22 protein-coding genes and 1 tRNA gene are annotated in these 24,091 nt (G+C 68.7%); 17 read left to right on the top strand and 6 right to left on the bottom strand.

Annotated elements, in window-relative coordinates; all coding sequences use genetic code 11:
- Positions 1-3 precede the first annotated feature (3 nt).
- A complete protein-coding gene (locus D620_RS0101850) occupies positions 4-456 on the top strand; it encodes a PaaI family thioesterase (RefSeq protein ID WP_017664081.1) in 453 nt (150 codons plus the stop codon).
- Between the two features lie 123 nt (positions 457-579).
- Positions 580-1,464, top strand: coding sequence for a fructose bisphosphate aldolase (locus D620_RS0101845; protein ID WP_017664080.1), 885 nt, complete (start codon positions 580-582; stop codon positions 1,462-1,464).
- 3 nt (positions 1,465-1,467) lie between these two features.
- On the opposite strand, the gene D620_RS14450 is transcribed toward D620_RS0101845, so the two are convergent.
- Entirely contained in the window at positions 1,468-1,887 is a 420-nt protein-coding gene (locus D620_RS14450) for a hypothetical protein (RefSeq protein ID WP_017664079.1), read from the bottom strand.
- 81 nt (positions 1,888-1,968) lie between these two features.
- Here D620_RS14450 and thiE point away from each other — a divergent pair, with 81 nt between their 5' ends.
- Positions 1,969-2,622: a thiamine phosphate synthase gene (gene thiE / locus D620_RS0101835; RefSeq protein WP_017664078.1), complete on the top strand. Its 654-nt coding sequence runs from the start codon at positions 1,969-1,971 to the stop codon at positions 2,620-2,622.
- Positions 2,619-3,206, top strand: coding sequence for a YdcF family protein (locus tag D620_RS0101830; RefSeq protein WP_017664077.1), 588 nt, complete (start codon positions 2,619-2,621; stop codon positions 3,204-3,206). Before thiE ends, D620_RS0101830 begins: the two co-directional genes overlap by 4 nt.
- A gap of 10 nt (positions 3,207-3,216) precedes the next feature.
- On the opposite strand, the gene D620_RS0101825 is transcribed toward D620_RS0101830, so the two are convergent.
- Positions 3,217-3,936: a haloacid dehalogenase type II gene (locus tag D620_RS0101825; protein ID WP_017664076.1), complete on the bottom strand. Its 720-nt coding sequence runs from the start codon at positions 3,934-3,936 to the stop codon at positions 3,217-3,219.
- A gap of 17 nt (positions 3,937-3,953) precedes the next feature.
- A complete protein-coding gene (locus tag D620_RS0101820) occupies positions 3,954-4,397 on the bottom strand; it encodes a hypothetical protein (RefSeq protein WP_017664075.1) in 444 nt (147 codons plus the stop codon).
- A 197-nt stretch (positions 4,398-4,594) separates the two neighbouring features.
- Between D620_RS0101820 and efp the strand changes: the two genes are divergently transcribed.
- The 4 genes from efp to D620_RS0101800 all read left to right on the top strand — a co-directional run bounded on the left by efp (position 4,595) and on the right by D620_RS0101800 (position 7,688).
- Positions 4,595-5,158 (top strand): elongation factor P, encoded by a 564-nt coding sequence (efp, locus tag D620_RS0101815; protein ID WP_017664074.1) that lies wholly within the window; start codon positions 4,595-4,597, stop codon positions 5,156-5,158.
- An 8-nt stretch (positions 5,159-5,166) separates the two neighbouring features.
- Positions 5,167-5,985: an inositol monophosphatase family protein gene (locus tag D620_RS0101810; protein WP_017664073.1), complete on the top strand. Its 819-nt coding sequence runs from the start codon at positions 5,167-5,169 to the stop codon at positions 5,983-5,985.
- A gap of 56 nt (positions 5,986-6,041) precedes the next feature.
- Positions 6,042-6,126, top strand: a tRNA-Leu gene (locus D620_RS0101805).
- Positions 6,127-6,368: 242 nt separating this feature from the next.
- Complete coding sequence (locus tag D620_RS0101800) at positions 6,369-7,688, top strand: amidohydrolase (RefSeq protein ID WP_017664072.1); 1,320 nt, start codon at positions 6,369-6,371, stop codon at positions 7,686-7,688.
- Between the two features lie 99 nt (positions 7,689-7,787).
- Here D620_RS0101800 and D620_RS0101795 read toward each other — a convergent pair whose 3' ends face one another.
- Both D620_RS0101795 and D620_RS0101790 read right to left on the bottom strand, forming a co-directional pair.
- Positions 7,788-7,973, bottom strand: coding sequence for a hypothetical protein (locus tag D620_RS0101795; protein ID WP_017664071.1), 186 nt, complete (start codon positions 7,971-7,973; stop codon positions 7,788-7,790).
- A 135-nt stretch (positions 7,974-8,108) separates the two neighbouring features.
- Positions 8,109-9,707, bottom strand: a complete 1,599-nt coding sequence (locus D620_RS0101790; protein WP_017664070.1) for an isocitrate lyase — start codon at positions 9,705-9,707, stop codon at positions 8,109-8,111.
- Between the two features lie 178 nt (positions 9,708-9,885).
- Between D620_RS0101790 and D620_RS0101785 the strand changes: the two genes are divergently transcribed.
- The 6 genes from D620_RS0101785 to D620_RS0101760 all read left to right on the top strand — a co-directional run bounded on the left by D620_RS0101785 (position 9,886) and on the right by D620_RS0101760 (position 18,709).
- Entirely contained in the window at positions 9,886-11,232 is a 1,347-nt protein-coding gene (locus D620_RS0101785) for a helix-turn-helix domain-containing protein (protein WP_017664069.1), read from the top strand.
- Between the two features lie 129 nt (positions 11,233-11,361).
- Complete coding sequence (locus tag D620_RS0101780; protein WP_017664068.1) at positions 11,362-12,747, top strand: TIGR03013 family XrtA/PEP-CTERM system glycosyltransferase; 1,386 nt, start codon at positions 11,362-11,364, stop codon at positions 12,745-12,747.
- On the top strand, positions 12,726-14,864 hold the full coding sequence (prsK, locus tag D620_RS0101775; protein ID WP_017664067.1) for an XrtA/PEP-CTERM system histidine kinase PrsK: 2,139 nt from the start codon (positions 12,726-12,728) through the stop codon (positions 14,862-14,864). Before D620_RS0101780 ends, prsK begins: the two co-directional genes overlap by 22 nt.
- Positions 14,864-16,228: a PEP-CTERM-box response regulator transcription factor gene (prsR, locus tag D620_RS0101770; protein ID WP_017664066.1), complete on the top strand. Its 1,365-nt coding sequence runs from the start codon at positions 14,864-14,866 to the stop codon at positions 16,226-16,228. The genes prsK and prsR overlap by 1 nt, the downstream gene beginning before the upstream one ends.
- A complete protein-coding gene (locus tag D620_RS15630) occupies positions 16,212-17,693 on the top strand; it encodes a tetratricopeptide repeat protein (RefSeq protein WP_017664065.1) in 1,482 nt (493 codons plus the stop codon). The genes prsR and D620_RS15630 overlap by 17 nt, the downstream gene beginning before the upstream one ends.
- 38 nt (positions 17,694-17,731) lie before the next feature.
- Positions 17,732-18,709, top strand: a complete 978-nt coding sequence (locus tag D620_RS0101760; RefSeq protein ID WP_017664064.1) for a bile acid:sodium symporter family protein — start codon at positions 17,732-17,734, stop codon at positions 18,707-18,709.
- A gap of 215 nt (positions 18,710-18,924) precedes the next feature.
- Here D620_RS0101760 and panB read toward each other — a convergent pair whose 3' ends face one another.
- A complete protein-coding gene (gene panB / locus D620_RS0101755) occupies positions 18,925-19,797 on the bottom strand; it encodes a 3-methyl-2-oxobutanoate hydroxymethyltransferase (protein ID WP_017664063.1) in 873 nt (290 codons plus the stop codon).
- A gap of 196 nt (positions 19,798-19,993) precedes the next feature.
- Between panB and D620_RS0101750 the strand changes: the two genes are divergently transcribed.
- The 3 genes from D620_RS0101750 to D620_RS0101740 all read left to right on the top strand — a co-directional run bounded on the left by D620_RS0101750 (position 19,994) and on the right by D620_RS0101740 (position 24,083).
- On the top strand, positions 19,994-21,568 hold the full coding sequence (locus tag D620_RS0101750; protein ID WP_017664062.1) for an amino acid permease: 1,575 nt from the start codon (positions 19,994-19,996) through the stop codon (positions 21,566-21,568).
- A 117-nt stretch (positions 21,569-21,685) separates the two neighbouring features.
- On the top strand, positions 21,686-22,450 hold the full coding sequence (locus tag D620_RS16720) for a hypothetical protein (protein ID WP_017664061.1): 765 nt from the start codon (positions 21,686-21,688) through the stop codon (positions 22,448-22,450).
- A complete protein-coding gene (locus tag D620_RS0101740; RefSeq protein WP_017664060.1) occupies positions 22,392-24,083 on the top strand; it encodes a DUF6504 family protein in 1,692 nt (563 codons plus the stop codon). The genes D620_RS16720 and D620_RS0101740 overlap by 59 nt, the downstream gene beginning before the upstream one ends.
- Positions 24,084-24,091: the final 8 nt, after the last annotated feature.

The raw sequence follows: 24,091 nt of genomic DNA, 5'->3' as shown, positions 1-24,091 counted from the left end.
CTCATGAGCGACGCCAGCGAACAGTCCTTCGGCCAGTTGACCACCATGGAAGAGGGCGAATTCGCCGGGTGGCAATACTGGTTGGGCGATCCCTACGAGACCCGCTCGGGCCCCTTCTACCACCGCCGCGAGGCGGACGGCTCCTATGTCAGCGCCTTCCGCGCCGAGGCGCGCCACATGAACGGTGGCGGCTTCATGCATGGCGGCTGCATGATGACCTTCGCCGATTTCGCGCTGTTCGCCATTGCCACCGACGAGCTCGCGGGCGATCATGCCGTAACGCTGAATCTGGCGGGCGATTTCCTCGGCGCGATCAACGAAGGCGCGCTGGTCGAGGCGCGCGGGGAAGTGACCCGCGGCGGCGGCAAGACGATTTTCGTGCGCGGGCTGATCACCGGCGACGGCAAGCCAGCCTTGAGTTTCACCGGGATCATCCGCCGCCTGTCAAAGCGCTAGTTCTTCGCGGTTGCAGCATCTAAAAGCCCTCGCTAATGGCGCTGGCGGGGGTCTGTGCATACCTATGCACGGACCGCGCAGGGCCGCAAAACACCACCTCTCGCGACTTGGAGACAGCTTGCCATGAACACCCAGGAAATGACGACGCGCATCGCCACCGGACAGGGGTTCATCGCCGCGCTCGACCAGTCGGGTGGCTCCACGCCCAAGGCGCTGCGCGGCTACGGGGTGGAGGACAGCGAATGGTCGGGCGACGAGGAGATGTTCGCCCAGATCCACGCGATGCGCGCCCGCGTCATCACCAGCCCCTGCTTTTCCAGCGGCAAGGTGATCGGCGCGATCCTGTTCGAGAAGACCATGGACGGCGAGGTGGACGGCAAGCCCACCGCCGAGGCGCTGAAGGCGCGCGGGATCGTCCCCTTCATCAAGGTCGACGAAGGCCTTGCCGACGAGGCTGACGGGGTGCAGCTGATGAAGCCGATGGCAAAGCTCGATGCGCTGCTCGCCAAGTCGGTGGCGGCCGGCATGTTCGGCACCAAGATGCGTTCGGTCATCAAGGCCGCGAACCCGGCAGGCATCGCCGCGATCGTCGCCCAGCAGTTCGAGGTCGGCGCGACAATCATCGCGGCCGGCCTGATGCCGATCATCGAGCCCGAATATGACATCAGCGCCGCAGATCGTGCCGAAGGCGAGGCGCTGTTGATGGCCGAGATCCTCAAGCACCTGGACGCGCTTCCCGAAAGCCAGCAGGTGATGCTCAAGCTCTCGATCCCCGCCACGCCCGGGCTCTACGATCCGCTGATCGCGCACCCCAAGGTGCTGCGCGTGGTCGCGCTGTCGGGCGGCTTTTCGACCGACGATGCCTGCGCGCGGCTGTCGCACAACCCCGGGATGATCGCGAGCTTCAGCCGCGGGCTGCTCCAGGACCTGCGCAAGGGCCAGTCGGACGCGGAGTTCAACACGGTGCTCGGCAAGGCGATCGACCAGATCGCGAGCGCGAGCGTCTAGGCCCTAGCGCGCCTCATAGGTGAAGCGGTAGGCCCCCTTCGGCGTCTCCTGCCCTTCGCCCGCCATCCGGCCGGGCTCGCCCGCGGCGAGCGCGATACCCACGCCGTGGGTGCTCCACGGCTCGCCGAGGGTGAGGTCGGCGGTGTCGCGCCAGCCGGGGCCGTCGATGCGGGTCGTGACCACCAGCCGCCCGGCCCACACGCAGCGCGCGTTGACCGGGCAGCGGCTGTGCTCGACCACGGCCATCGGCGTGGCGACGACCGGGCCGACGGTCACCGCCTGTCCGAGCGCGACGGGTGTGCCCTGCGCCAGCGCGGCGCTTTCGGGGCTCGGCGGATCGGGGATCACTGCGCAGGCGGACAGGCCGGCGAGCAGCAGGGCGGAGATGGCAAGACGAAGGGGGGTGCGCGGGGTCCGTGTCATGCCCCTGGTTAAGCGCAAGCCCGCCTGAGTGCCGCCTGAACAGGTGACAGGCGCCCCGCGAGGCGTTAGCGACACGCGCCCATGACCCAGACACAGCTCTATCTCATCAGCCCGCTTGACGTGGGCGGCGAATTTCCCGCCCGGCTCGAGCGCGCGCTGGCAGCCGGCGCGCGGCGGCACGGCGATCTTGTCACTGCTTTCCAGTTCCGGGTGAAGGGGGTGGACAGCCACGAGGCCGCGCGCCTCGCCGCGCCCTTGCAGGCGATCTGCGCCGCGCATGACGTGGCTTTTATCGTCAACGATTCGGTGGCACTCGCCAAGCGCTTGAAGGCCGACGGGGTGCATCTCGGGCAGGACGACGGCTCACCCAGGGACGCGCGGGCGGAATTGGGCCGCGAGGCGCAGATCGGCGTCACCTGCCACGCCAGCCGCCACATGGCGATGGAAGCGGGCGAGGCGGGGGCGGATTATGTCGCCTTCGGCGCGTTCTATCCCTCGACCACCAAGGACGTTGTTAAGGATAGGGGGGGGGACGCCGAACGCCCGCTCCCCGAACTGCTCCAGTGGTGGAGCCAGCTGTTCGAAATCCCCTGCGTCGCGATTGGCGGGATCACGCCGGAGAACTGCAAGCCGCTGGTCGAGGCGGGGGCGGATTTCCTCGCGGTTTCCCACGCCGTGTGGGGCGGGGACGAGGTTGCCGCGATCGAGGCCTTCGCCAAGGTGATGCGGGGGTGAAGCGCCGGCTCGTCCCGGTGCCGGCGACGCTGGCGGGGGCGCTTGTCCTGTGGCTTGGCGCGGTGGCCGCGTGGATCGTGGTCGGCCCGGCGGTGACGGGCAAGGAGCGCGGCGAGACTGCCATCGTGCTCGGCGCGGCGGTGATCGGCGACACGCCCTCTCCGGTGTTTGCCGCAAGGCTGGACCATGCGGCAGCGCTTTATCGCGAGGGCAGGGCGGTGCGCATTCTCGTCACCGGCGGCCGCTCTGGCGAGGACAGGCTGTCCGAAGCGGCGGCAGGGGCAGCTTTTCTGGAAGCGCGCGGAGTGCCGCGGGCTGCGATCCTGATCGAGGACCGCTCGCGCACCACGCGCCAGAACCTCGCCAATGCTGCGGTCGTGCTGGGGCCCATGCGGACCAAGCCCGTGCTGATCGTCTCCGACCCGCTCCACCTGCGCCGCGCGATGGCGATGGCGGCGGCCGAGGGCTTCGATGCGAGGCCCGCGCCCACGCCCGCCACCCGCTACCGCAGCCTTGGCACGCAAATCCCCTTCCTCGCGCGCGAGGTGTGGTTCATGCATGTCTTCTGGCTGATGCGAATATAATGCCCCGGCCTCAGCAGCCCAGCTGATCGGCCAAGTCGAGAAAACTCGTCGCCGACCACTCCCATGCCTGTGCGAAATGCGCGTCGGGCGCAGGCGCGCCGCCATATTCGTCGGGGCGCCCCACATAGGCGCACATCAACCCCGCCGCCCGCGCGCCGGCCAGATCGCCGTGATGCGCGGCAACGAGGCACAGCTCGTGCGGCGCGATGCCCAGCACCTCGGCGGGGTGGAGATAGGCGCGGGCTTCGGGCTTGTAGGCGCCGCTGACCTCCGCGCCGAGGATCGCGTCCCACGGCAGCCCGGCGCGGCGCGCCATGTTCATGATCAGCGCGATATTCCCGTTCGAGCAGGTGACAATCGGCAAGCGGGCCTTGAGCCGCGTCAGGCCCTCGACCGTATCCGACCAAGGATCGAGCCGGTGCCAGGCGCGGTTCCAGTCGGCGAGCATGCCCTCGTCCAATCCTGCCGGATCGACGCCCCGCGCACTCAAGGCCGCCTCGAGCATCTCGCGGTGGAGCACGTCCAAGGGCACGAAAGCGCGGCCCGATTTGCGCATCCCCACCATCGCCGCGATATATTGCGCGCGCCATGCATCGGCAAAGGCGGGGGCACCGGCGGGGTCCTCGCCGATCTGCGCCAGAAAGCGAGCGGATTCGCGCGCCACGCTGGTGCGCCAGTCGACCACCGTGCCGAACACGTCGAAGGCCAGCGCCTTGGGGATCGCGGTCATGGCCCGCCCGTGCCCGCTCAGTTGCCGTTGCTGACCCGCGTGCAGATCAGCCGCGTCGCCGCGCCATCGCGCGCCAGCTTCTGGAGGGTGTTCTCGCCCAGCACCTTGTAGCGCTCGTCCTTCTTGGGGCCGCGGGTGAACACCACCTCGGTGCCGCGCATCAGGTAGATGCCGCCGCCTGCCGGGCTTTCATAGCTCGATGCGGTGCCGGTGCGGAACGCTTCGGCGGGGACGGGGACGAAGGCATCGCCCCCCGCATCGCCGGGCAGCGCGCAATCCCAGTCGCCGTGCCGCAGGATGCCGAGCATCCCGCCTGCCGGCATCCCGGCCGATGCCTCCGGGCGCGAGGCGGTGCGGTTGGAACTGTCCTGCGCCTGCTCCATGCCGTGCCCGCGGCCCGGCAGGAAAGCGGCAGTGGCGGCGGCGCTGACCAGCAGCAGGAACACGTAACGGGTCTTCATGCGCCCGCCTGTACCATCCCTCGTGCGGGCGCGCCATGTCATTAACCACGTCCTCCAGCCACCCCCGGCGCAACCGCCTGCGGCCCGCTTGCCGAGCCGCCCGCGCTCGGCTATGGGCGCGCATCCTTTCGGGTGCGGCGCCTTCGCGGCCGCCCGCCTGCCAAGCTCTTTCCACCTCGCAAGAAGGCCCAAGCCCCATGAAGATCAGCGGCGTCGATATCCGCCCCGGCAACATTCTCGAATATGAAGGCGGCATCTGGAAGGTCGCCAAGATCCAGCACACCCAGCCGGGCAAGGGCGGGGCCTATATGCAGGTCGAGATGAAGAACCTCCAGGATGGCCGCAAGACCAACGTGCGCTTCCGCAGCGCCGACACGGTCGAGCGCGTCCGGCTCGATACCAAGGACTTCCAGTTCCTCTATGCCGAGGGCGACGATCTCGTCTTCATGGACAACGACACCTACGACCAGATCACGCTCCCCGGCGACCTGCTGGGCGACGCGCGCCCCTTCCTGCAGGACGGGATGCAGGTTGCGCTCGAACTGTGGGACGAAAAGCCGATCAGCGTCGAACTGCCCGCACAGGTCGAAGCCACCATCGTCGAGGCCGACGCGGTGGTGAAGGGCCAGACCGCCTCGTCGAGCTACAAGCCCGCGATCCTCGACAACGGCGTGCGCATCATGGTCCCGCCGCACATCGGCAGCGGCACGCGCATCATCGTCGATGTCTACGAGCAGGCCTATATCGGCAAGGCGGGTTAACCAGTCCCATGGCAGCGATCTCCGGCCTCATCCGCGTCATGGAACGCGCCGCGCGCAAGGCGGGCGGGCGCTTGCGGCGCGATTTCGGCGAAGTCGAGCACTTGCAGGTCTCCCGCAAGGGCCCGGCCGATTTCGTCAGCAAGGCCGACATGCGCTCCGAACGCACGATCTATGACGAACTGACCGCCGCCCGTCCGGGCTGGGGCTTCGTGATGGAAGAGGCCGGCGTGATCGAGGGCGATCCGGGCATGCCGCGCTGGATCGTCGATCCGCTCGATGGCACCAGCAACTTCCTCCACGGCATCCCGCACTTCGCGATCAGTATCGCCGCGCAGGAACCGCGCGCGGACGGCAAGGGCTGGGGCGATGTGGTTGCAGGCGTGGTCTACCAGCCGATCACCGACCAGACCTTCTGGGCGGAGAAATCGCGAGGGAGCTGGCTCCACGATGCGCGCCTGCGCGTCTCGGCCCGCTCGCGGCTGTCGGACGCGCTGGTGGCAACCGGCGTGCCCTTCTTCGGCCACGGCGACTTTGCCGAGTGGAGCAAGATCTTCGGCGCCATCGGCCCCGAGGTCGCCGGGATCCGCCGCTTCGGCGCCGCCAGTCTCGATCTCGCTTACGTGGCGCAGGGCCGCTTCGACGGCTTCTGGGAAAGCGGCCTTGCCGATTGGGACACGGCGGCAGGCTGCCTGCTGGTGCGCGAGGCGGGCGGTTTCGTCAGCGATTTTCGCGGGCGCAGCGAGGCGATCCATTCGGCGCAGGTGCTGGCCGCGAACGACGCGCTGCATTCCAAGCTCCACAAGCTCCTCGCCGGAGCCTTGCGCTAGACCCATTGCCTTGGCGCAGGCGCCCCGCTAACAGCGCCGGACATCCGCTCTGGTCAGCCCCTGTGGTGGAATTGGTAGACGCGACCGACTCAAAATCGGTTATCGAAAGATGTGCCAGTTCGAGTCTGGCCAGGGGCACCACTCTTATCGCGCCGATGTGCCGCGCGGCGGGCAGCGCAAGCCCCGCGCCGCCACGCAGCCCTTTCCTACAGCATGGCGCATGTGTCATGGTGCGGCCGTGAACGCGCTTGTGCCCCAGCTTTCGTGCCCCGCCGGGGCGGCCTTGGAGCAGCGGCGCGGGTGCTGACTTTTTTGGCCCAGGACAGTGTCTCATGTGTCTCCTACAAGGACGCAGGGACGCAACGATGGCAAGGGGACGAGTGATGCGGATGATGGCGGGTGTGGCAGGGGCGGGCATGCTGGTGCTGGCGGCGGTGCCCGCGCAGGCGGATGCCTTGCGCGATGCGGTGGCAGCGCAGATGCCGGCGCTGGTCGACCTCTACAAGGACCTCCACGCCAATCCCGAGCTTTCGATGCAGGAGGTCGAGACCGCAAGCAAGCTCGCCGCCCGTGCCCGGGCATTGGGCTTGGAGGTGACCGTGGGCGTCGGCAAGACCGGCGTCGTGGCGGTGATGCGCAACGGCGATGGCCCGGTGGTGATGCTGCGCGCCGATATGGACGGCCTGCCGGTGATCGAGCAGACCGGGCTTGCCTATGCCTCCAAGAAGCGCGCCGTGCCCGCGACCGGCATCGAGACCGGGGTGATGCACGCCTGCGGGCACGATACCCACATGACCGCATGGATCGGCACCGCCCAGCTGATGGCGGCGCGCAAGGCCGAGTGGTCGGGCACGCTGGTGATGATCCTCCAGCCCGCCGAAGAGACCGGCGAGGGCGCCAAGGCGATGCTCGACGACGGGCTGTTCACCCGCTTTCCCAAGCCGCAATACGTGCTTGCCTTCCACGATGCAGCCCAGGCCCCGGCGGGCTTCATCGGCTACACCAAGGGCTTCGCGCTCGCCAATGTCGACAGCGTCGATGTGGTGGTGCCCGGCGTCGGCGGGCACGGGGCCTATCCGCATACCACCAAGGATCCGGTCGTGCTCGCCGCGTCGATCGTCATGCGCCTCCAGACGCTGGTGAGTCGCGAGCAGAACCCGGGCGATCCGGCGGTGGTGACCGTGGGGAGCTTCCAGGCGGGCTCCAAGCACAACATCATCCCCGACGAGGCACGGCTCCAGCTGACGGTGAGGAGCTATTCGGACGAGACGAGGAAGCACCTGCTCGACGGGATCGCCCGCATCGCGCGAGGAGAGGCGATTGCGGCCGGCATGCCCGAGGACAGGATGCCCAGGGTGAGCGTGCAGGACCCCTATACGCCCGCGACCTACAACACCCCCGCCTTCACCGACAAGGTCATGGCCGGCCTCAAGCCCCGCTTCGCGGGCCGGGTCTTCGAGGTGCCCGCGGTGATGGGCGGCGAGGACTTCGGCCGTTTCTACCGTGCCGACAAGGCGAACGTCGAAAGCCTGATCTTCTGGGTCGGCGGGGTGCCGCAGGCGCAGTGGGACAAGGCGCAGAAGGGCGAGGTGGAGCTTCCCTCGCTGCATTCGCCGTTCTGGGCGCCCGACGCACCGCTGGTGATCGCGACCGCGACCGAGGCGCTGACCGCGGCGACGCTGAAGATCATGGCGAAGAACTAGAGACCGCGCTCGCCCACCACACAATCCGGCCGCCGGAGCGCAGCCCTTGCGGGACGCTCCGACGGCCGTTTCTCCTCCCCAGGAGAACTGTGAAACGGGTTACTCGCCGGACGGCACGTAGGTGCCGAGGCGGTGGTGCAAGGCGTTGATCTTGGACAGCTCCTCGCGGTCCTCGGTGGCGCGGGCATGGCTTTCGAGCGCGCGGCGCAGCAGCTTCATGTCGGCGGTCGAGAGCAGCGCGCGGGCGCGGGCGGGCTCGGTCTTGGGGGTGTCGGTATCGGTCATGTCACTCTCCGCTGGGTGATGTCACCCGCGTCCCTTAGGCGGCTTTGGGGGCAACCGGAAGGCTGCAAATCGCAGCCCTCCGGCCCTCTCCCGGGTGGCTCAGGCCGCCTCGAACTGGTTCCCACGAGGCTGCGGTCAGGCAGCCTCAAACTGATTCATCGTGTTGTGGACGCCGCCCGCCTTCAATGCGGCTTCGCCGGCGAAATACTCCTTGTGGTCGTCACCGATGTCGGAGCCCGACATGTTCTGGTGCTTCACACAGGCGATACCCTGACGGATCTCCTCGCGCTGCACGCCCTTGACGTAGCCGAGCATGCCCGCCTCGCCGAAATACTCGCGGGCGAGATTGTCGGTGCTGAGGGCTGCGGTGTGGTAGGTCGGCAGGGTGATGAGGTGGTGGAAGATGCCCGCCCGCGCAGCCGCATCGCGCTGGAAGGTGCGGATCTTCTCGTCGGCCTCGTCCGACAGTTCGGTGCCGTCATAGTCGACGCTCATCAGGCGCGCCCGGTCATAGGCCGACACGTCCTTGCCCGCCGCTTCCCAGGCATCGAAGACCTGCTGGCGGAAGTTCAGCGTCCAGTTGAAGCTGGGCGAGTTGTTGTAGACGAGCTTGGCACCCGGCACGACAGCGCGGATCCGGTCGACCATGCCGGCGATCTGTTCCACGTGCGGCTTTTCGGTCTCGATCCACAGCAGGTCGGCGCCGTTCTGCAAGGACGTGATGCAATCTAGCACCACGCGGTCCTCGCCCGTGCCGGCGCGGAAGCTGTAGAGGTTCGAGGGCAGGCGCTTGGGGGCGAGCAGCTTGCCGTCGCGGCTGATGAACACCTGACCATTGGTGATGTTGGCGGGGTCAACCTCATCGGCATCGAGGAAGGCGTTGTACTGGTCGCCCAGATCGCCCGGCTCCTTCGAAAAGGCGATCTGCTTGGTGAGGCCGGCGCCGAGCGAATCGGTGCGGGCGACGATGATCCCGTCTTCGACGCCCATTTCGAGGAAGGCATGGCGGCAGGCGCGGATCTTCTGGAGGAAGTCCTCGTGCGGCACGGTGACCTTGCCGTCCTGGTGGCCGCACTGCTTTTCATCCGAGACCTGGTTTTCGATCTGGAGCCCGCAGGCCCCCGCCTCGATCATCTTCTTGGCGAGGAGGTAGGTGGCTTCCGCATTGCCGAAACCTGCGTCGATATCGGCGATGATCGGCACCACGTGGGTCTCGTAATTGTCGATCGCGTTCTCGATGCGCTTGGCTTCGACGGCGTCCCCTGCCTTGCGGGCGGCATCGAGAGCGCGGAACATCATGCCCAGTTCGCGCGCGTCGGCCTGCTTCAGGAAGGTGTAAAGCTCCTCGATCAGCGCAGGAACGCTCGTCTTCTCGTGCATCGACTGGTCGGGCAGGGGGCCGAATTCGCTGCGCAGCGCGGCGACCATCCAGCCCGAGAGGTAGAGGTAGCGCTGCTTGGTGGTGCCGAAGTGCTTCTTGATCGCGATCAGCTTCTGCTGCGCGATAAAGCCGTGCCAGCAGCCCAGCGACTGGGTGTACTTGGCCGGGTCCGCGTCATAGGCGGCCATGTCGGCGCGCATGATCCTGGCGGTGTACTTGGCGATGTCGAGGCCGGTGCGGAAGCGGTTCTGGATGACCATGCGCGCGGCGCTTTCGGGATCGATCGCGGCCCAGCTCGGCCCGTTGGCGGCGACGACGGCCTGCATCTGGCTGATGGTGTTCTGGTAGGTCATGGGTATCTCCTGTCCGTCGGCGGGGAGGTGCGAGACCGGTCGGACTCGCGCCGCTGCGATGGGCCCGCTGTGCCGTGTTGCGGCGCAGCATGACAGGAAAAATTACAGAAAATCGTGTCAGCATGCGGACAATTGCCCGCAATCTTGTGTCAATCGGTAAATAAGTTTACAAAGGCGCATGACCGACACTCTCCTCGCCGGACCTGCCCTGCGCCGCCTGCGCAAGCGCGAGGGCCTCACCCAGGCTGCGATGGCCAGCCTGATCGGCATCTCGCCCTCCTACCTCAACCTCATCGAGCGCAACCAGCGCCCCCTTTCAGCGCGCGTGCTGGTGCAGGTGATCGAACGCTTCGACTTCGATCCGCGATCCCTGCGCGAGGATGACAATATCGGCGGGCTCGACGGCCTCGTGCGGCGCATGGCCGACAAGCGCTTTGCCGACTTGGGGATCGACCGCGAGGAGGTGCAGGAATTCCTCGCCGCCGCGCCGCAGGTGGCCGCCGCTTTCGCGCGGCTCTACGACAGCGGGGGCGGGGGCGAGCGGATTGCCATCGAAGACGCCGCCACCGCCTCGCGCCGCGCGGTCGAGCGCTGGCAGAACCATTTCGCCGATCTCGATCACGCCGCCGAGGATCTCGCCGACGAACTGCGCCTGTCGCGCGGAGAGATCAGCGCCGCGCTTTCGGAACGCCTGCGCGAGCGGCACCAGCTCCAGGTGCGCATCCTTCCGGCCGAGGTGATGCCGGGGCAGGTCCACCGGCTCGACCTGCATGCCCGCCAGCTCCAGCTCTCCGAAATGCTCCCCGGCGCCGCCCGGCGCTTCCAGATTGCGCGGCAGGTGGGGCAGCTGGAGATGCGCGAGGGGATCGAGACGCTGGTGGCCGGCGCGAACCTCGCCAGCCTCGAGGCGCGTGATGCCTTGCGCGAACATATCGCCGATTACCTCGCGGGCGCGCTGCTGCTGCCCTACCGCCGCTTCCTGCGCGCCTGCGAGGCGACGGGCTATGATCTTGCGGTGCTGCAACGCCGCTTCGCGGTCAGCTTCGATCAGGTCGCCCAGCGCCTCACCACCCTGGGCCGCGTCGGTGAGCGGGGTTTGCCCTTCTTCATGGCGGTGATCGACCGGGCCGGGCGCATGACCCATTTCACCGCCGGGGGGAGCGGCGCAGTCCACCCGCTCGAAGGGGCGCGCTGGCCGGCATGGGTGCCCTACGCCGCGTTCGAGCGGCCCGGCACGGTACTCACCCAGGCTGCAACCTTCGGCGAGGGCGAGAGCGCGAGCAGGCACTGGTTCACCATCACCCGTACCGTCGATGGCGACGGGGTGATGTGTTCCGGCCGCCGCGCGGTGGTGCTGGGCATCGAGGCGCGCTTTGCCGCAGACCTCGCCCATGCGCGCGGGGTCTCGCTCGACCGGCTCGACGCGGTGCCGCTCGGCAGCCCGTGCGGGCGCTGCGGCAAGGCCGAATGCCTCACCCCCGCACCGGCGCGCCTCGCCAGCACCCTGCCGCGGCCGCGGCCGTGATTGCAAAGCCCGCGTTAACCCTCGCATCCCGCAGGAATGCGCGCGCTTTACAGTGGGGTGTAAAATTTACCGACACTTAAGGTCTGACCCCTAGAAGCATCCGGGCATGCACCAGAGGCACCCCGCGCGATGATCCGCCTGTTCAAGCACTATATCCCCCACGCCGTGCTGCTGCTCGGCCTGCTCGATCTGGGACTGCTGATCCTGGCGAGCGAGATCGCATGGCAGTGGCGCGCGGCGCAGATCGGGATGGATCTGGGAGAGCTCGGCGGCCGCTCGATGGCGCTGTCCGGCACCGCGATGGTGATCTGGCTGGCGATGATCGCGGTCGGGGTTTACGGCCCCAACGCGCTGCGCAGCCTGCGCTTTGCCGGCGCGCGGGTGCTGGTCGCGATCAGCCTCGGCATCATTGCGCTGGCGGTGGTCGATTTCATCATCCCGAGCGAGCTGTTCTGGCGATCGACGCTGCTCTACACCATGGGTCTCGCCATTCTGGTGCTGGTCGCCGACCGGCTGCTGCTCAACTCCTTTCTCGGTTCCTCCGCCTTCCGCCGCCGGGTCATGGTGCTGGGCGCGGGCGACCGCGCGCAGCGCCTGCGCGAGCTGGGCGAGAAGCCCGAGACCGGCTTTGCGATCGTCGCCTATATCGCCATGAGCGATGACAACCGCGTCGTCGAGGAAGCGATCCCGCGCAGCGCGATCCACGATCTCGGCCGGTTCGTCGAGAACCTCGGCGTCTCCGAAGTGGTGCTCGCGCTTCAGGAACGCCGCAATGCGCTGCCGCTGAAGGACCTGCTGCGGATCAAGACCAAGGGCGTCCACGTCAACGACTTTTCCAGCTTCATCGAGCGCGAGACGGGCCGCGTCGATCTCGACACGGTCAACCCCTCGTGGCTGATCTTCTCCGACGGCTTTTCCAGTTCGCGGATGTTCTCGAGCGCGGTCAAGCGCATCTTCGACATCACCGCCAGCTGCACCCTGCTCGCCCTGACGCTGCCGGTGATCGTGCTGTTTGCCGGGCTCGTGAAGCTCGACAGCAAGGGCCCGGCCTTCTTCCGCCAGCGCCGCGTCGGGCTCTACGGCGAGCCCTTCACGCTCATCAAGCTGCGCTCGATGCGCACCGATGCCGAGAAGGACGGGGCCAAGTGGGCCGAGGAAAACGACCCGCGCATCACCCGCCTCGGGCGCTTCATCCGCAAGGTGCGGATCGACGAGCTGCCCCAGACCTGGAGCGTCCTCAAGGGCGAGATGAGCTTCGTCGGCCCCCGCCCCGAAGTCCCGGAATTCGTCGAAAGCCTCGAGGAGGAAATCCCCTTCTATTCGGAACGCCACATGGTGAAGCCCGGCATCACCGGGTGGGCGCAGATCAACTATCCCTACGGCGCCTCGGTCGAGGATAGCCGCTGCAAGCTCGAATATGATCTCTACTACGCCAAGAACTACACGCCCTTCCTCGATTTCGTGATCCTGCTCCAGACCTTGCGGGTGATCCTGTGGCCGGAGGGCGCGCGGTGATCTGGCCCGAAGCCGTGCTGCCGCTTGCCGGCCTGTTTGCGTGGATCGCGGGCGCGGTGCTGAGTGCGGGCGCCTTGCTGTGGATCTGGCACCACGGCGAGCGCGCGCGCCCGGACCGCTTCGGGCTGATGGCCGCCTCGTCGGCGAGCGCTGTCTGGTGCGCGCTGGCCGCCGCGCTCGGCCCCGATCACGGCGCTGCGGTGATCGCGGCGATGATGCGCAATCTTGCCCTGATCGCGACCATCTTCAGCCTGTTTGCCGCCGATGGCCGCAGCAACAGCCTGAAGCCGGTGCGCCCGGTGATCGTCGCGCTGGTGATGGTGCAGCTGATGCAGCTGGTGGTCTTGTGGATCGGCGCATCGCTGGGGAGCAGCGCCGAGGTTGGCCAGGCCGCCTTCGAGGCGCGGGTGCTGATCGACATGCTGGTGGCGATCGGCGCGCTGATGCTGCTCCACAACCTCTATGCGGGCGCGGCGGCGGTGATGCGCCCGGTGCTGCGCTGGACCGGCATGGCGCTGACCGGGATCTTCGCCTACGATCTGAACCTCCATACCCTCGCCTATCTGGGCGGGGCGATGCCGCCGGTGCTGAGCGATGTGCGCGGGCTGCTTGCGGGTGCAATGGCGGTGATCTTCGCGCTCGGCATGAATGCGGCGGGCCCCCGCGTGCAGTTCAGCCCTTCGCGCACGGTCACCTTCCGCACCCTGTCGCTGCTGCTGATCGGCGGATACCTTGGCGGCATGGTGCTGATCGCCAAGTCGCTGGCGCTGCTCGGCGGCGATGTCGCGCGGGCGAGCCAGGCGGTGTTCGTGGTCGCCGCGATCCTCGCCGCGGGGCTGGCGCTGCCTTCGCCGCGGCTGCGCGGGTGGCTGCGGGTGACCGCGACCAAGCACCTGTTCCAGCACCGCTACGATTACCGCCAGGAATGGCTGCGCTTCACCCGCACCATCGGCCGCGGCACGGCCGGCGGCGCGAGCCTCGAGGAACGCGTGGTCAAGGCGCTGGCCGATATCACCGAAAGCCCGGCGGGCCTGCTCCTCATGCCCAACGAACAGGCCCAGCTCGAACTCACCGCGCGCTGGAACTGGCCGACCATCGCCGTGCCGGCGGTGGCGGGCGAATTCGCGCTGTCGGGCCTGCTCGAACAGCACAACCTTGTCCTCGCGCTCGATGAAGCGCGCGCCGGGACCGACCACCACGGCGAGGGTCTGCATGTGCCGCATTGGCTGATGGAGGCCGAAGACGCCTGGGCGCTGGTGCCGCTGATCCATTTCGACCGCCTCGTCGGCGTGATCGTCCTTGCCCGCCCGCGCACCGCCCGCCAGCTCGACTGGGAGGACTTCGATCTGCTGCGCGTCGCCGGCCAGCAGCTGGCCAGCTACCTGTCCGAACAGGCCGGGCAGCAGGCGCTGATGGATGCCAGCCGCTTCGACGAATTCAACCGCCGCATGGCCTTCGTCATGCACGACATCAAGAACCTCGTCAGCCAGCTCTCGCTGCTTGCCGCCAATGCCGAAAAGCACGCCGACAACCCGGCCTTCCGCGCCGACATGCTGGTCACCTTGCGCAATTCGGCCGACAAGCTTTCCGCGCTGCTCGCCCGGCTCGGGCGCTACGGGGCAGGGCAGGCCTCGGCGAGCGGAGAGATCGAACTGGTGGCGCTCGCACGGGGGATCGCCGCGCGCTTTGGCGGGGTCCGCAAGGTCCACCTCACCCGCGATGAGCCGGTGCGGGTGATCGGCAACCGCGAGGCGCTGGAACAGGCGCTGATCCATCTCGTCCAGAACGCCGTCGATGCGAGCCACGACGCGAGCCCCGTGTTCCTCGATGTCACCGCCGAGGGCGTGACGGGCAGCATCGAGGTGGTCGATGCCGGCCACGGCATGAGCCCGGAATTCGTGCGCACCGGCCTGTTCAAGCCCTTCGTCTCGTCCAAGCCCGGCGGCTTCGGGATCGGCGCATTCGAGGCGCGCGAGCTGGTCAAGGCGATGGGCGGGCGGGTCACGGTCGAAAGCCGCGAGGGGATCGGCACGCGCTTTGCCGTCGCCCTGCCGCTTGCCGAGGCGGTGCGGCTTGCCGGTGCGAGCGATGATGCAGCCAATCAGGAGGCGATGTGATGCCCGACAGGAAACCCGTGCTGCTGGTGATCGAGGATGATCCGGGCCTCCAGGCCCAGCTCAAGTGGGCCTATGACGATTTCGAGGTGGTGATCGCCGGCGACCGCGACAGCGCGATCACCGCGCTGCGCCACGAGATGCCGGGCGTGGTCACGCTCGATCTCGGCCTGCCGCCCGATCCCGATGGCACCACCGAGGGCTTCGCCGTGCTCGATACGATCATGGCGCTGAAGCCCGATACCAAGGTGATCGTCGCCTCGGGCCACGGCGCACGCGAAAGCGCGCTCGCGGCGATCGCGCGGGGGGCCTACGACTTCTACCAGAAGCCGATCGATATCGACGCGCTGGGCCTGATCGTGCGCCGCGCCTTCAATCTGCGCGCGATCGAGCAGGAGAACCGGCGCCTGGTGGCCTCCTCCAGCGCGGACAAGACCGTGCTCGGCCGGATGATCACCGGCGCGCCGGAAATGGTGAAGGTTGCGCGCACCATCGAACGCGTCGCGCGCACCAATGTCTCGGTCATGCTGCTGGGCGCGAGCGGGACGGGCAAGGAACTCCTCGCCAAGGGCCTCCACGAGGCGAGTGACCGCGCTGGTGGCCCCTTCATCGCGATCAACTGCGCCGCGATCCCCGAGAACCTCCTCGAAAGCGAGCTGTTCGGCCACGAAAAGGGCGCCTTCACCGGCGCGGTCAAGACCACCGAGGGCAAGATCGAGAGCGCCGACGGGGGCACCCTGTTCCTCGACGAGGTGGGCGACATCCCGCTGCCGCTCCAGGTCAAGCTGCTGCGCTTCCTCCAGGAACGCACCATCGAGCGCGTCGGCGGCAGGCGGGCGATCCCGGTCAACACCCGGGTCGTGTGCGCCACCCACCAGGACCTTGAAGGCATGATCGCCGGCGGCGCCTTCCGCGAGGACCTGTTCTACCGCCTCGCGGAAATCGTCGTCCGCATCCCGGGCCTTGCCGAACGCTACGGCGATCCGGTGCTGCTCGCCAAGGCCTTCCTCAAGCGCTTCGCTGCCGAGATGAACCCGGCCGTGACCGGCTTTGCCCCCGATGCCCTTGCCGCGATCGATGCGCATGACTGGCCGGGCAATGTCCGCGAGCTCGAAAACCGCATCAAGCGCGCGGTGATCATGGCCGATGGCAAGCTCGTCAACGCCGAGGACCTCGACCTTGCCGACCGCGAGGACCAGGACGCGCAGCTGCTCAACCTGAAGGCCGCGCGCGAGGCGACCGACCGCCGCGTGATCCGCCACGCGCTGTCGCGCAGCGAGGGCAATATCTCGAGCACCGCCAAGCTGCTCGGGATCAGCCGCCCGACGCTTTATGACCTCCTCAAGCAGTATGACCTTCAGGCCTAGCGCCTTTGCTGCGCTTGCGGCGGCGGGGCTGGTGCTGGCGTCCTGCTCGCAGCCACCCCCGCAGCGGCCGCATCGCGGGATCGGGGAGGGCAGTGAGGCCTTCACCCGCCTGCTTGCCGATGCCGACACCGCGATGGCCGACGGCAAGCTCGCCGATGCCGGACACCTGCTCGACGAGGCGCGGGGCCTCGCGCCGGAAAGCCCCGACCTGTGGCTCGCCATCGCCCGGCTGCGCCTGCGCGGCGGTGAGCACCTGACCGCGCTGGAGGCCGCCGACCGCGCACTCGCCTTCGGCCCGGATTACGCGCCCGCGCTGCGCCTGCGGGCGCTGATGGTCCGCGACGCCCACGGCGCGGCGGATTCGCTGGTGTGGTTCGAAGCCGCGCGCACCGCCGATCCCGGCAATCCCGATACGCTGGCCGATTATGCCGCCACCCTCGGCGATGCCGGCGAGGCGAGCGCCAGCCTCAAGGCCGCGCGCGCGCTTGCCGAAGCGGCGCCGGGGGACCCCCGCGCGCTCTACGTCCAGGCCGTGATCGCGGCGCGCGGGCACCAGTTCACCATCGCCCGCAGCCTGCTGGGCAAGAGCGGGATGGCCGCAAGGGGCGTGCCGGCCGCGCAGCTGCTCGATGCGGTGATCAGCCTCGCGGAAGGCAATGCCGACAGCGCGGCGGCAATGCTCGAAGTGCTCGCCGCCCGCCAGCCCGCCAATGCGCGGGTGCGCGAATTGCTCGCCCGGGCGATCTATGAAGGCGGGCGCGATGCCGAACTGGTGCGCCGCTTCGGCCCGGAGGCAAGCCTGCCCGAAGCCTCGCCCTATCTGCTGATGCTGGTTGCGCGCGCGCACGAACGGCTCGGCAACCGCGCTGCCGCCGCGCCGCTGCTCGCCCGCGCCTATGCGCCCCGGCGCGGCCCGGTGCTGCTGGCGCTGCGCGACAATCTGCCACAGCCCACCAATGCGGTGCGCCGCGCCTTGTGGAACGACAATGCTGCGGGGGGCCGCGCCGAGGCGCTGGCGCTGCGCGTACGCTTTCCGGCATCGGCCGATGTCGCCGCGTTGGCGGGCGATGCGATGCTGGGCGCAGGCGATCCGCGCGCGGGGCTTACGGCCTATGTGCTCGCCTCCGAGGCGCGGCGGCCCTGGCCGATCACCCGCAAGGCGGTGTGGACCTTTACGCGCCACGGCAACCCGGCGGCGGCCGAAATGCTGCTTTCCCGGCAGGTCGCGGGCGAGACCGGGAATGCCAGCGCGCTTGTGGCGCTTGCCGAAAAGCAGGCCGCGCGCGGGGACTGGCGGCGCACCGCGCTGCTGCTCGATCATGCGATGGTGCTGGGCGCGGGCCACGATCCTTGGCTGCTCGGCCTGCGCCTGCGCGCCGCGCGCGGCCTGCGCCAGACAGGCGAGGCGGAGCGTTTCGCCGCCCTGCTTGCCGAGGTCCGCCCGCGCGCGCTGACGGCGCGATAGACAAGCGCTGCCGCACAGGGCAGGGACGCGGGGAGTCCATGCCCCGCATCCTGCAACACCTCCCCTTCCTCAGAGACCCGATGATCGCCGTGCTGGTGATCGCGACCGCGCTCGCGCTGGTGCTGCCTGCGGCGGGCGATGCGCGCAGCAGCGCCACCCTGGCTTCCAATCTCGGCATCTTCGTGCTGTTCCTGGTCAACGGCATGCGCATCCGCCGCAGCGAGATCGCGCGGGGTTTCGCCAACTGGCGCTATTTCGGGCCGCTGATGATCTTCGTGTTCGGCGCGATGGCGCTGCTCGGATCGGGCTTCGCGATGCTCGCGGGCGCGGTGCTGCCGCCGCTGGTGGCGCTGGGCTTCGTGTTTCTGGGCTGCCTGCCTTCGACGGTGCAATCGGCTACCTCCTACACCAGCCTTGCCGAGGGCAATGTCGCGCTGGCGGTGGTGGGCGCGGCCCTCATCAACATCGCGGGCGTCGCGATCAGCGCGCCGCTCTTCGCGCTGGCCGGAGGGGTGGGGGCTGCCGATATCGGCGGCGAGGCGATCATCCGCATCGGCCTGATCCTGGTTCTGCCCTTCGCCATCGGACAGGCGGTGCAGGACCGCTTCATCGACAGGCTGATCGCGCACAAGGCCACCGCTGCCTGGCTTGACCGCTCGGTGATCGGGATTGCGGTCTATGTCGCGTTCTCGGGCGCGGTCGAACAGGGGCTGGGGACGATGCTTTCGGGCTTCGACTGGGCGGCGCTGGTGGTGCTGGTGCTGGCGATGCTGGCGGCAGCGCTGGCGGCGGCATGGGGGACGGGCGGCCTGCTGGGCCTGCCGCGCGGGGACCGGATCGCGTTCCTGTTCGCCGGCTCGCAAAAGAGCGTCGCGGTCGGCGCGCCGCTGGCAGCGATCCTGTTCCCGCCCGCGAGCGCGGGCTTCGTGATCGCGCCGCTGCTGCTTTATCACCTTGCCCAGCTGGTGCTGGCGGCACCCTTGGCGATGCGCCTCGCGCGCGGCGGGGTGCGCTAGGGCGGTTTCCTACACGGCCGTGGCAGTATAGGATCGCCCCTGTTCTTTCACATTGTCGGCCAGCCTGTTGAGCGGACGCGAAAACGCGCAAATCGCGCGCCATGTGTGAACTTCGCTTTTCAGCGCGAAGATATTGGGAATAAAGAGAAATACCTGTAGGAAAGCGAAATTCACGGTGTGAACTTCGTGAACTTCGAAGCCTCGAAAACGGGGGTCTATGCCTTGGGCTGGTAGGTCTGGTCTGCCGTGGGGAAGCTGCGGGCGCGCACTTCCTCGGCATATTTCGCCACGGTGCGGTCAATCACCCCGGCGATATCCTCGTAGCGCTTCACGAAGCGCGGCACGCGTTCGAACATGCCGAGCATGTCCTCGGTGACCAGCACCTGCCCGTCGCACTGCGCCGAGGCGCCGATGCCGATGGTGGGGCAGGCCACCGCCTTGGTGGCGGCGATGGCGATGGTTTCGACCACGCCCTCGATGACAATGGCGAAGGCCCCGGCCTCGTCCAATGCCCTGGCGTCGGAGACGATCTTCTCGGCCTCGGCATCCGAGCGGCCCCGCGCGCCGTAGCCGCCGAGCACGTTGACCGCCTGCGGGGTGAGGCCCACGTGCCCCATCACCGGAATGCCGCGGCTGTTGAGGAAGGCGACTGTCGGCGCCATCGCCGCCCCGCCTTCGAGCTTCACCGCCGCCGCTCCGGTCTGCTTCATCAGGAAGGCGGCGCTTTGGAACGCTTGGCTTGGCGAGGCCTCGTAGGAGCCGAAAGGCATGTCGATGACCACCACCGAATGATACGATCCGCGCACCACCGCCGCGCCGTGGTTCGCCATCATCTCGAGCGTGACCGGCACGGTCGAGGGCAGGCCGTAGATCACCTGGCCGAGGGAATCGCCCACCAGAAGGAGGTCGCAATGGCTATCCAGCAGCTGGGCCTGGCGGGCGGTGTAGGCGGTGAGCATGACCAGCGGTTCGCCGGTCACCCCATCGGTCTTGCGCGCGCGGATCGCGGGCACGGTCAGGCGCCGCATCGGGGCGGGTGTGGGGTTGGCGCGGCTCGTGCTCGTGTCGAGCTGGAAGGTTGTGGACATGGGCGGCGGTCTAGCGTCTGCGCGCCCCGGGGGAAAGAGCGGCGATTGTCGCTTGTCTTGTGTGGATGTTGCGCTAGCATGACGCCGTGACGATCGCGCGGGGGAAATTGGCCTCGCGATCAGTGGGAGTGCAATTCCAGATGTTTCTTGATCGGGTAATGCCGCGCGCTGCGCTGGCGTGCAGGGGGAACTGCTAATGGCCAGCCAACCGAACCGTTCCGTCATCCAGCGCATGTTCGCGCGCAAATCGATCGCGCAGGTCCAGCGCGAGACCCAGGCGAGCGAGCTGAAGCGCTCGCTCGGCAAGTGGAACCTGCTGCTGCTGGGCGTGGGCTGCATCATCGGGGCGGGCATTTTCGTGCGCACCGGCAGTGCGGCGGCGCTCCATGCAGGGCCGGCGGTGCTGCTGAGCTTCGTTGTCGCCGGGATCGTGTGCGCCTTTGCGGGCCTGTGCTATGCCGAACTCAGCTCGACCCTGCCGGTGTCGGGCTCGGCCTACACCTATGGCTATACCACGCTGGGCGAATTCATCGCGTGGATCATGGGCGCGCTGCTGCTGCTCGAATACGGGCTGGCCGCCTCGGTGGTGGCGGTGGGCTGGGGCGGCTATGTCGTGAGCCTGCTTGCCGATTTCGGGTTGCAGATCCCGCCGCAATTGACGGGCCCTGCGGGCTACACCCTGATGCGCGACGGCGCGCCGGTGCTGGTCGACGGCCAGACGGTGACGACGCTGTTCAACCTCCCCGCCTTCCTGATCTGCATGGCGCTGGCCGGGCTGCTGGTGGTGGGCGTGTCGGAGAGCGCCAAGGTCAACAACGTGATCGTCGCGATCAAGGTGAGCGTGCTGGCCGCCTTCATCCTCGTCGGCGGTGCGATCGTGCTTGCCAACCTGCCCGAACTGATGGCCCAGAACTGGGTGCCGTTCATCCCGCCCTATGATGCCGCCGCCAACAAGGGCGAGGGCGCCTTCGGGGTCGACGGGATCATGCGCGCCGCCTCGATCGTGTTCTTCGCCTATATCGGCTTCGAGGCGGTCTCGACCGCCGGGCAGGAAGCCAAGGATCCGGCCAAGGACATGCCCTTCGGAATCATCGGCAGCCTTGTGGTGTGCACCGTGATCTACATGCTGGTTGCCGCGATCATGACGCTGCTGGTGCCTTACAACACCCTGAACGTGCCCGATCCGGTCGCGGTGGTGGTCGACAATTTCGGCCCGGCCTGGGGCTGGCTTGCCAAGATCATCAAGATCGGCGCGATCATCGGCCTCACGTCCGTGGTGCTGGTGCTGATGTATGCGCAGACGCGCATCTTCTACACCATGGCGCGCGACGGGCTGCTGCCCAAGGTGTTCAGCCGGGTCAACAAGCGCTTCCAGACGCCGGCGCTCAATACGCTCGTGGTCGGCCTTGTCACCGCCGTGGCGGCGGGCTTCTTCGACATCAACGTGCTGGGCGACATGACCTCGGTCGGAACGCTGGCGGCCTTTGCGATCGTGTGCCTTTCGGTGATCTACCTGCGCCGTGTCGCGCCCGAGCTGCCGCGCGGCTTCAAGGTGCCGCTCTATCCGGTCGTGCCGGTGCTGGGGATCCTGTCCTGCGCCTACCTGATCTACACCGTGCCGCTCAATGTGCTGACCTTCTTCGCCTGGTACATGGTGGGCGGGGTGGCGCTGTATTTCATCTACGGCATCCACAACTCGAACCTCCAGCACGGCGATCCGCAGGATGATGCGCCCGATATGGGCGAGTTTCCGGGGCCGGTGGTCGACTGACCGTTGACCTGCGGGAAAGGCGTCGGAGGGCGCGGGAGGCACATCGCTTCCCGCGCCCTCATGTATTGCCAGCGGAGCGATTATGGAACATAAAGTGAACATATGAGTCGTTCCTCCATGTTCTCCAAACCCTCGCCCGCCCGCGTCCTGTCGTGCGGCCAGCCTGAACCGCGCTGGCGGCCGGGCCTCAATGCGCAGCCGTTCCATTCGGAAATCTTCGCGCCTGCGGGGGAGGCGAGCGGGGCGGGGCTGGCGCTGGCACTGGCGCGCGACGCTCTGGCGGCGGTTTCGGGGGAGGGGGAAGACACCCGCCAGGTCATGTGGGTGCAGGACCGCGCGACGATCCGGCAGGGCGGGCGGCCATGCCTTGCGGGCCTGCCGCAAGACCTCGCCCATCGCCTGATTCACGTTGCCGCCGCCACGCCCGAGGATGCTCTTTTCGCGCTCGAGGAAGGCCTCAAGTGCCGCGATCTTGCTTGCGTGATCGGCGAGATCGCGGGCAATCCGCGCGCGCTCTCCTTCACCGCCTCGCGCCGGCTCAGCCTGGCGGCCGAGCGCCACGGGGTCAGGCTGTGGCTGGTGCGCCTCGATGCCGCGCCCGATCTCTCCTCGGCCCGGATGCGCTGGAGCGCGCGCGCCGCCCCTTCCGCGCCGGGCCGCTGGGACGCGGCCGCCCCCGGGCCTGCCACCTGGCAGGCAGAACTGTTCCGCGCGCGCAGCCACGCGCCTGGTCAATGGAGCCTCTGCGATGACGCCGGAACCCTGCGCCTTGCCGGCGATCCCGATCTCGCACAGCCAATGGAGTCCGGGGCCGCGCCGGATCTTGTCCATCTGGCTCGTCCGACTGTCGGTCGATCGCTGGCGGCGCGCGTCCACGCCTGAGGCCGATAGGGCCCCCACCGCGCTGATCCTCGAGACCGCGCACGGCCCCCGCATCACCGCCGCCAATGATGCCGGCCTTGCAGCGGGCGCGCGCGCCGGCATGCTGCTGGCCGACGCGCGCGCGCTGTGCCCCGATCTTGCCGCCGTTCCCGCCGATCCGGCCGGTGATCTTGCCGCGCTGGAGAAGCTCGCCGTGTGGGCGCAGCGCTGGGGGCCGTGGAGCGCGCTCGATCCGCCCGACAGCCTGCTGGTCGATGTCACCGGCACGGCCCATCTGTTCGGCGGTGAGGAGCGCCTGCTGGCGGACGTCGCCGCCGCCTTCGCCCGGGCCGGCCTTACCGCCCGGCCTGCGCTCGCGCCCACTGCGGGGGCGGCCTGGGCACTGTCGCATTACGGGCGGGGCGGCGCGATCATTCCTCCCCTTCAGGGGAGAGGGACCACCGAAGGTGGTGGAGGGGCGAGCGACCGCGATCCGAAAGCTGGTCTATCGGGGCAGCGCCGCTCGCCCCTCCACCCCGACCCTGCGGGCCGCGGTCCCCCTCCCCGTGCCGGGGAGGATATGCTGCGCCTGCTCGCCGATCTGCCGGTCGCGGCGCTGCGGCTTGACGATGACGTGCTCACCGCGCTGCGCCGCCTCGGGATCAAGCGCATGGGCGAGCTTGCAGGCGTCGGCGGGGCGGGGGAGGATGACGCGGACCGCGAGGCCGCCGCACGCGACGCGCTGCGGCGCCGGTTCCGCAACCGCCACTCGCCCGCCGCCAATCCGCTGCTGCGCTTGGACCAGCTGCTGGGCAAGGTGCCCGAACCGCTGCTGCCGGTGATCGCGCGAGCCATGCCGCTGGTGCAGCGCCGGTTGATGGAGCCGCTGCGCCACCGCACCCCGCTCGACACCGTGCTTGCCGATCTTGCCGCCGACATGGTGCGCGTGCTCGAGGCGCGCGGGCATGGCGCGCGGCGGCTCGAACTGGCGCTGTGGCGGGTCGACGGCGAGGTCCTCCAGCGCCGCATCGAGCTTGCCGCCGCGACCCGCGAGGCTGCGCACATCACCCGGCTCTTCGCGGCGCGACTCGACGATATCGACGCCGGGTTCGGGATCGAGATGGTGCAGCTGCGCGCCAGCTGGAGCGAGCCGCTGCACCTTGCCCAGGCCGATCTCGATGCCGCAGCCGAAGACCACGGCACCGCGCTTGCCGCCTGCATCGACCGGCTCGGCGTGCGGCTCGGGCCCCGCGCTGTCACCCGCCCGGTCGCCCGGGCGAGCCACATCCCCGAACGCGCACAGAGCTGGCAGCCGCCGCTCGAACCCGTGCCCGCCAGCCAGCATCCGCTCGCCTTTCACGCCCGCCCGCTCAAGCTGCTCGACCGGCCGGAGCCGATCGCGGTGCTCCATGCCGCGCCCGACGGCGTCCCCCAGCGCTTCCGCTGGCGTGGGCAAGTGCGCGAGGTGGCGCGGGTCGAGGGGCCCGAACGCATCGCCCCCGAATGGTGGCGCGAACGCTCCACCACGCGGCTGCGCGACTATTACCGGATCGAGGATGCGGCCGGGCGGCGCTACTGGATCTACCGCGCAGGCCTTGCCGGAGACGGGCGCGGCGGGGTGCCCGACTGGTTCCTGCAAGGCCTTTATGCCTGACTTTCGCG

The sequence above is a fragment of the Porphyrobacter sp. AAP82 genome (assembly GCF_000331285.1).
GTDB lineage: Bacteria > Pseudomonadota > Alphaproteobacteria > Sphingomonadales > Sphingomonadaceae > Erythrobacter.
This window is presented reverse-complemented; position numbering and strand designations above follow the sequence as displayed.

What these genes read in the sequence shown, in the direction of transcription:
- D620_RS0101785 (WP_017664069.1), top strand. Translation starts at nt 9,886, where the DNA reads ATGACCGACACTCTCCTCGCCGGACCTGCCCTGCGCCGCCTGCGCAAG.
- panB (WP_017664063.1), bottom strand. Translation starts at nt 19,797, where the DNA reads ATGTCCACAACCTTCCAGCTCGACACGAGCACGAGCCGCGCCAACCCC.
- D620_RS0101825 (WP_017664076.1), bottom strand. Translation starts at nt 3,936, where the DNA reads ATGACCGCGATCCCCAAGGCGCTGGCCTTCGACGTGTTCGGCACGGTG.
- D620_RS0101820 (WP_017664075.1), bottom strand. Translation starts at nt 4,397, where the DNA reads ATGAAGACCCGTTACGTGTTCCTGCTGCTGGTCAGCGCCGCCGCCACT.
- prsR (WP_017664066.1), top strand. Translation starts at nt 14,864, where the DNA reads ATGCCCGACAGGAAACCCGTGCTGCTGGTGATCGAGGATGATCCGGGC.
- D620_RS0101760 (WP_017664064.1), top strand. Translation starts at nt 17,732, where the DNA reads ATGCCCCGCATCCTGCAACACCTCCCCTTCCTCAGAGACCCGATGATC.
- thiE (WP_017664078.1), top strand. Translation starts at nt 1,969, where the DNA reads ATGACCCAGACACAGCTCTATCTCATCAGCCCGCTTGACGTGGGCGGC.
- D620_RS14450 (WP_017664079.1), bottom strand. Translation starts at nt 1,887, where the DNA reads ATGACACGGACCCCGCGCACCCCCCTTCGTCTTGCCATCTCCGCCCTG.
- D620_RS0101850 (WP_017664081.1), top strand. Translation starts at nt 4, where the DNA reads ATGAGCGACGCCAGCGAACAGTCCTTCGGCCAGTTGACCACCATGGAA.
- D620_RS0101790 (WP_017664070.1), bottom strand. Translation starts at nt 9,707, where the DNA reads ATGACCTACCAGAACACCATCAGCCAGATGCAGGCCGTCGTCGCCGCC.
- D620_RS0101800 (WP_017664072.1), top strand. Translation starts at nt 6,369, where the DNA reads ATGCGGATGATGGCGGGTGTGGCAGGGGCGGGCATGCTGGTGCTGGCG.
- D620_RS0101750 (WP_017664062.1), top strand. Translation starts at nt 19,994, where the DNA reads ATGGCCAGCCAACCGAACCGTTCCGTCATCCAGCGCATGTTCGCGCGC.
- efp (WP_017664074.1), top strand. Translation starts at nt 4,595, where the DNA reads ATGAAGATCAGCGGCGTCGATATCCGCCCCGGCAACATTCTCGAATAT.
- D620_RS15630 (WP_017664065.1), top strand. Translation starts at nt 16,212, where the DNA reads ATGACCTTCAGGCCTAGCGCCTTTGCTGCGCTTGCGGCGGCGGGGCTG.
- D620_RS0101810 (WP_017664073.1), top strand. Translation starts at nt 5,167, where the DNA reads ATGGCAGCGATCTCCGGCCTCATCCGCGTCATGGAACGCGCCGCGCGC.
- D620_RS0101780 (WP_017664068.1), top strand. Translation starts at nt 11,362, where the DNA reads ATGATCCGCCTGTTCAAGCACTATATCCCCCACGCCGTGCTGCTGCTC.
- D620_RS0101845 (WP_017664080.1), top strand. Translation starts at nt 580, where the DNA reads ATGAACACCCAGGAAATGACGACGCGCATCGCCACCGGACAGGGGTTC.
- D620_RS16720 (WP_017664061.1), top strand. Translation starts at nt 21,686, where the DNA reads ATGTTCTCCAAACCCTCGCCCGCCCGCGTCCTGTCGTGCGGCCAGCCT.
- D620_RS0101795 (WP_017664071.1), bottom strand. Translation starts at nt 7,973, where the DNA reads ATGACCGATACCGACACCCCCAAGACCGAGCCCGCCCGCGCCCGCGCG.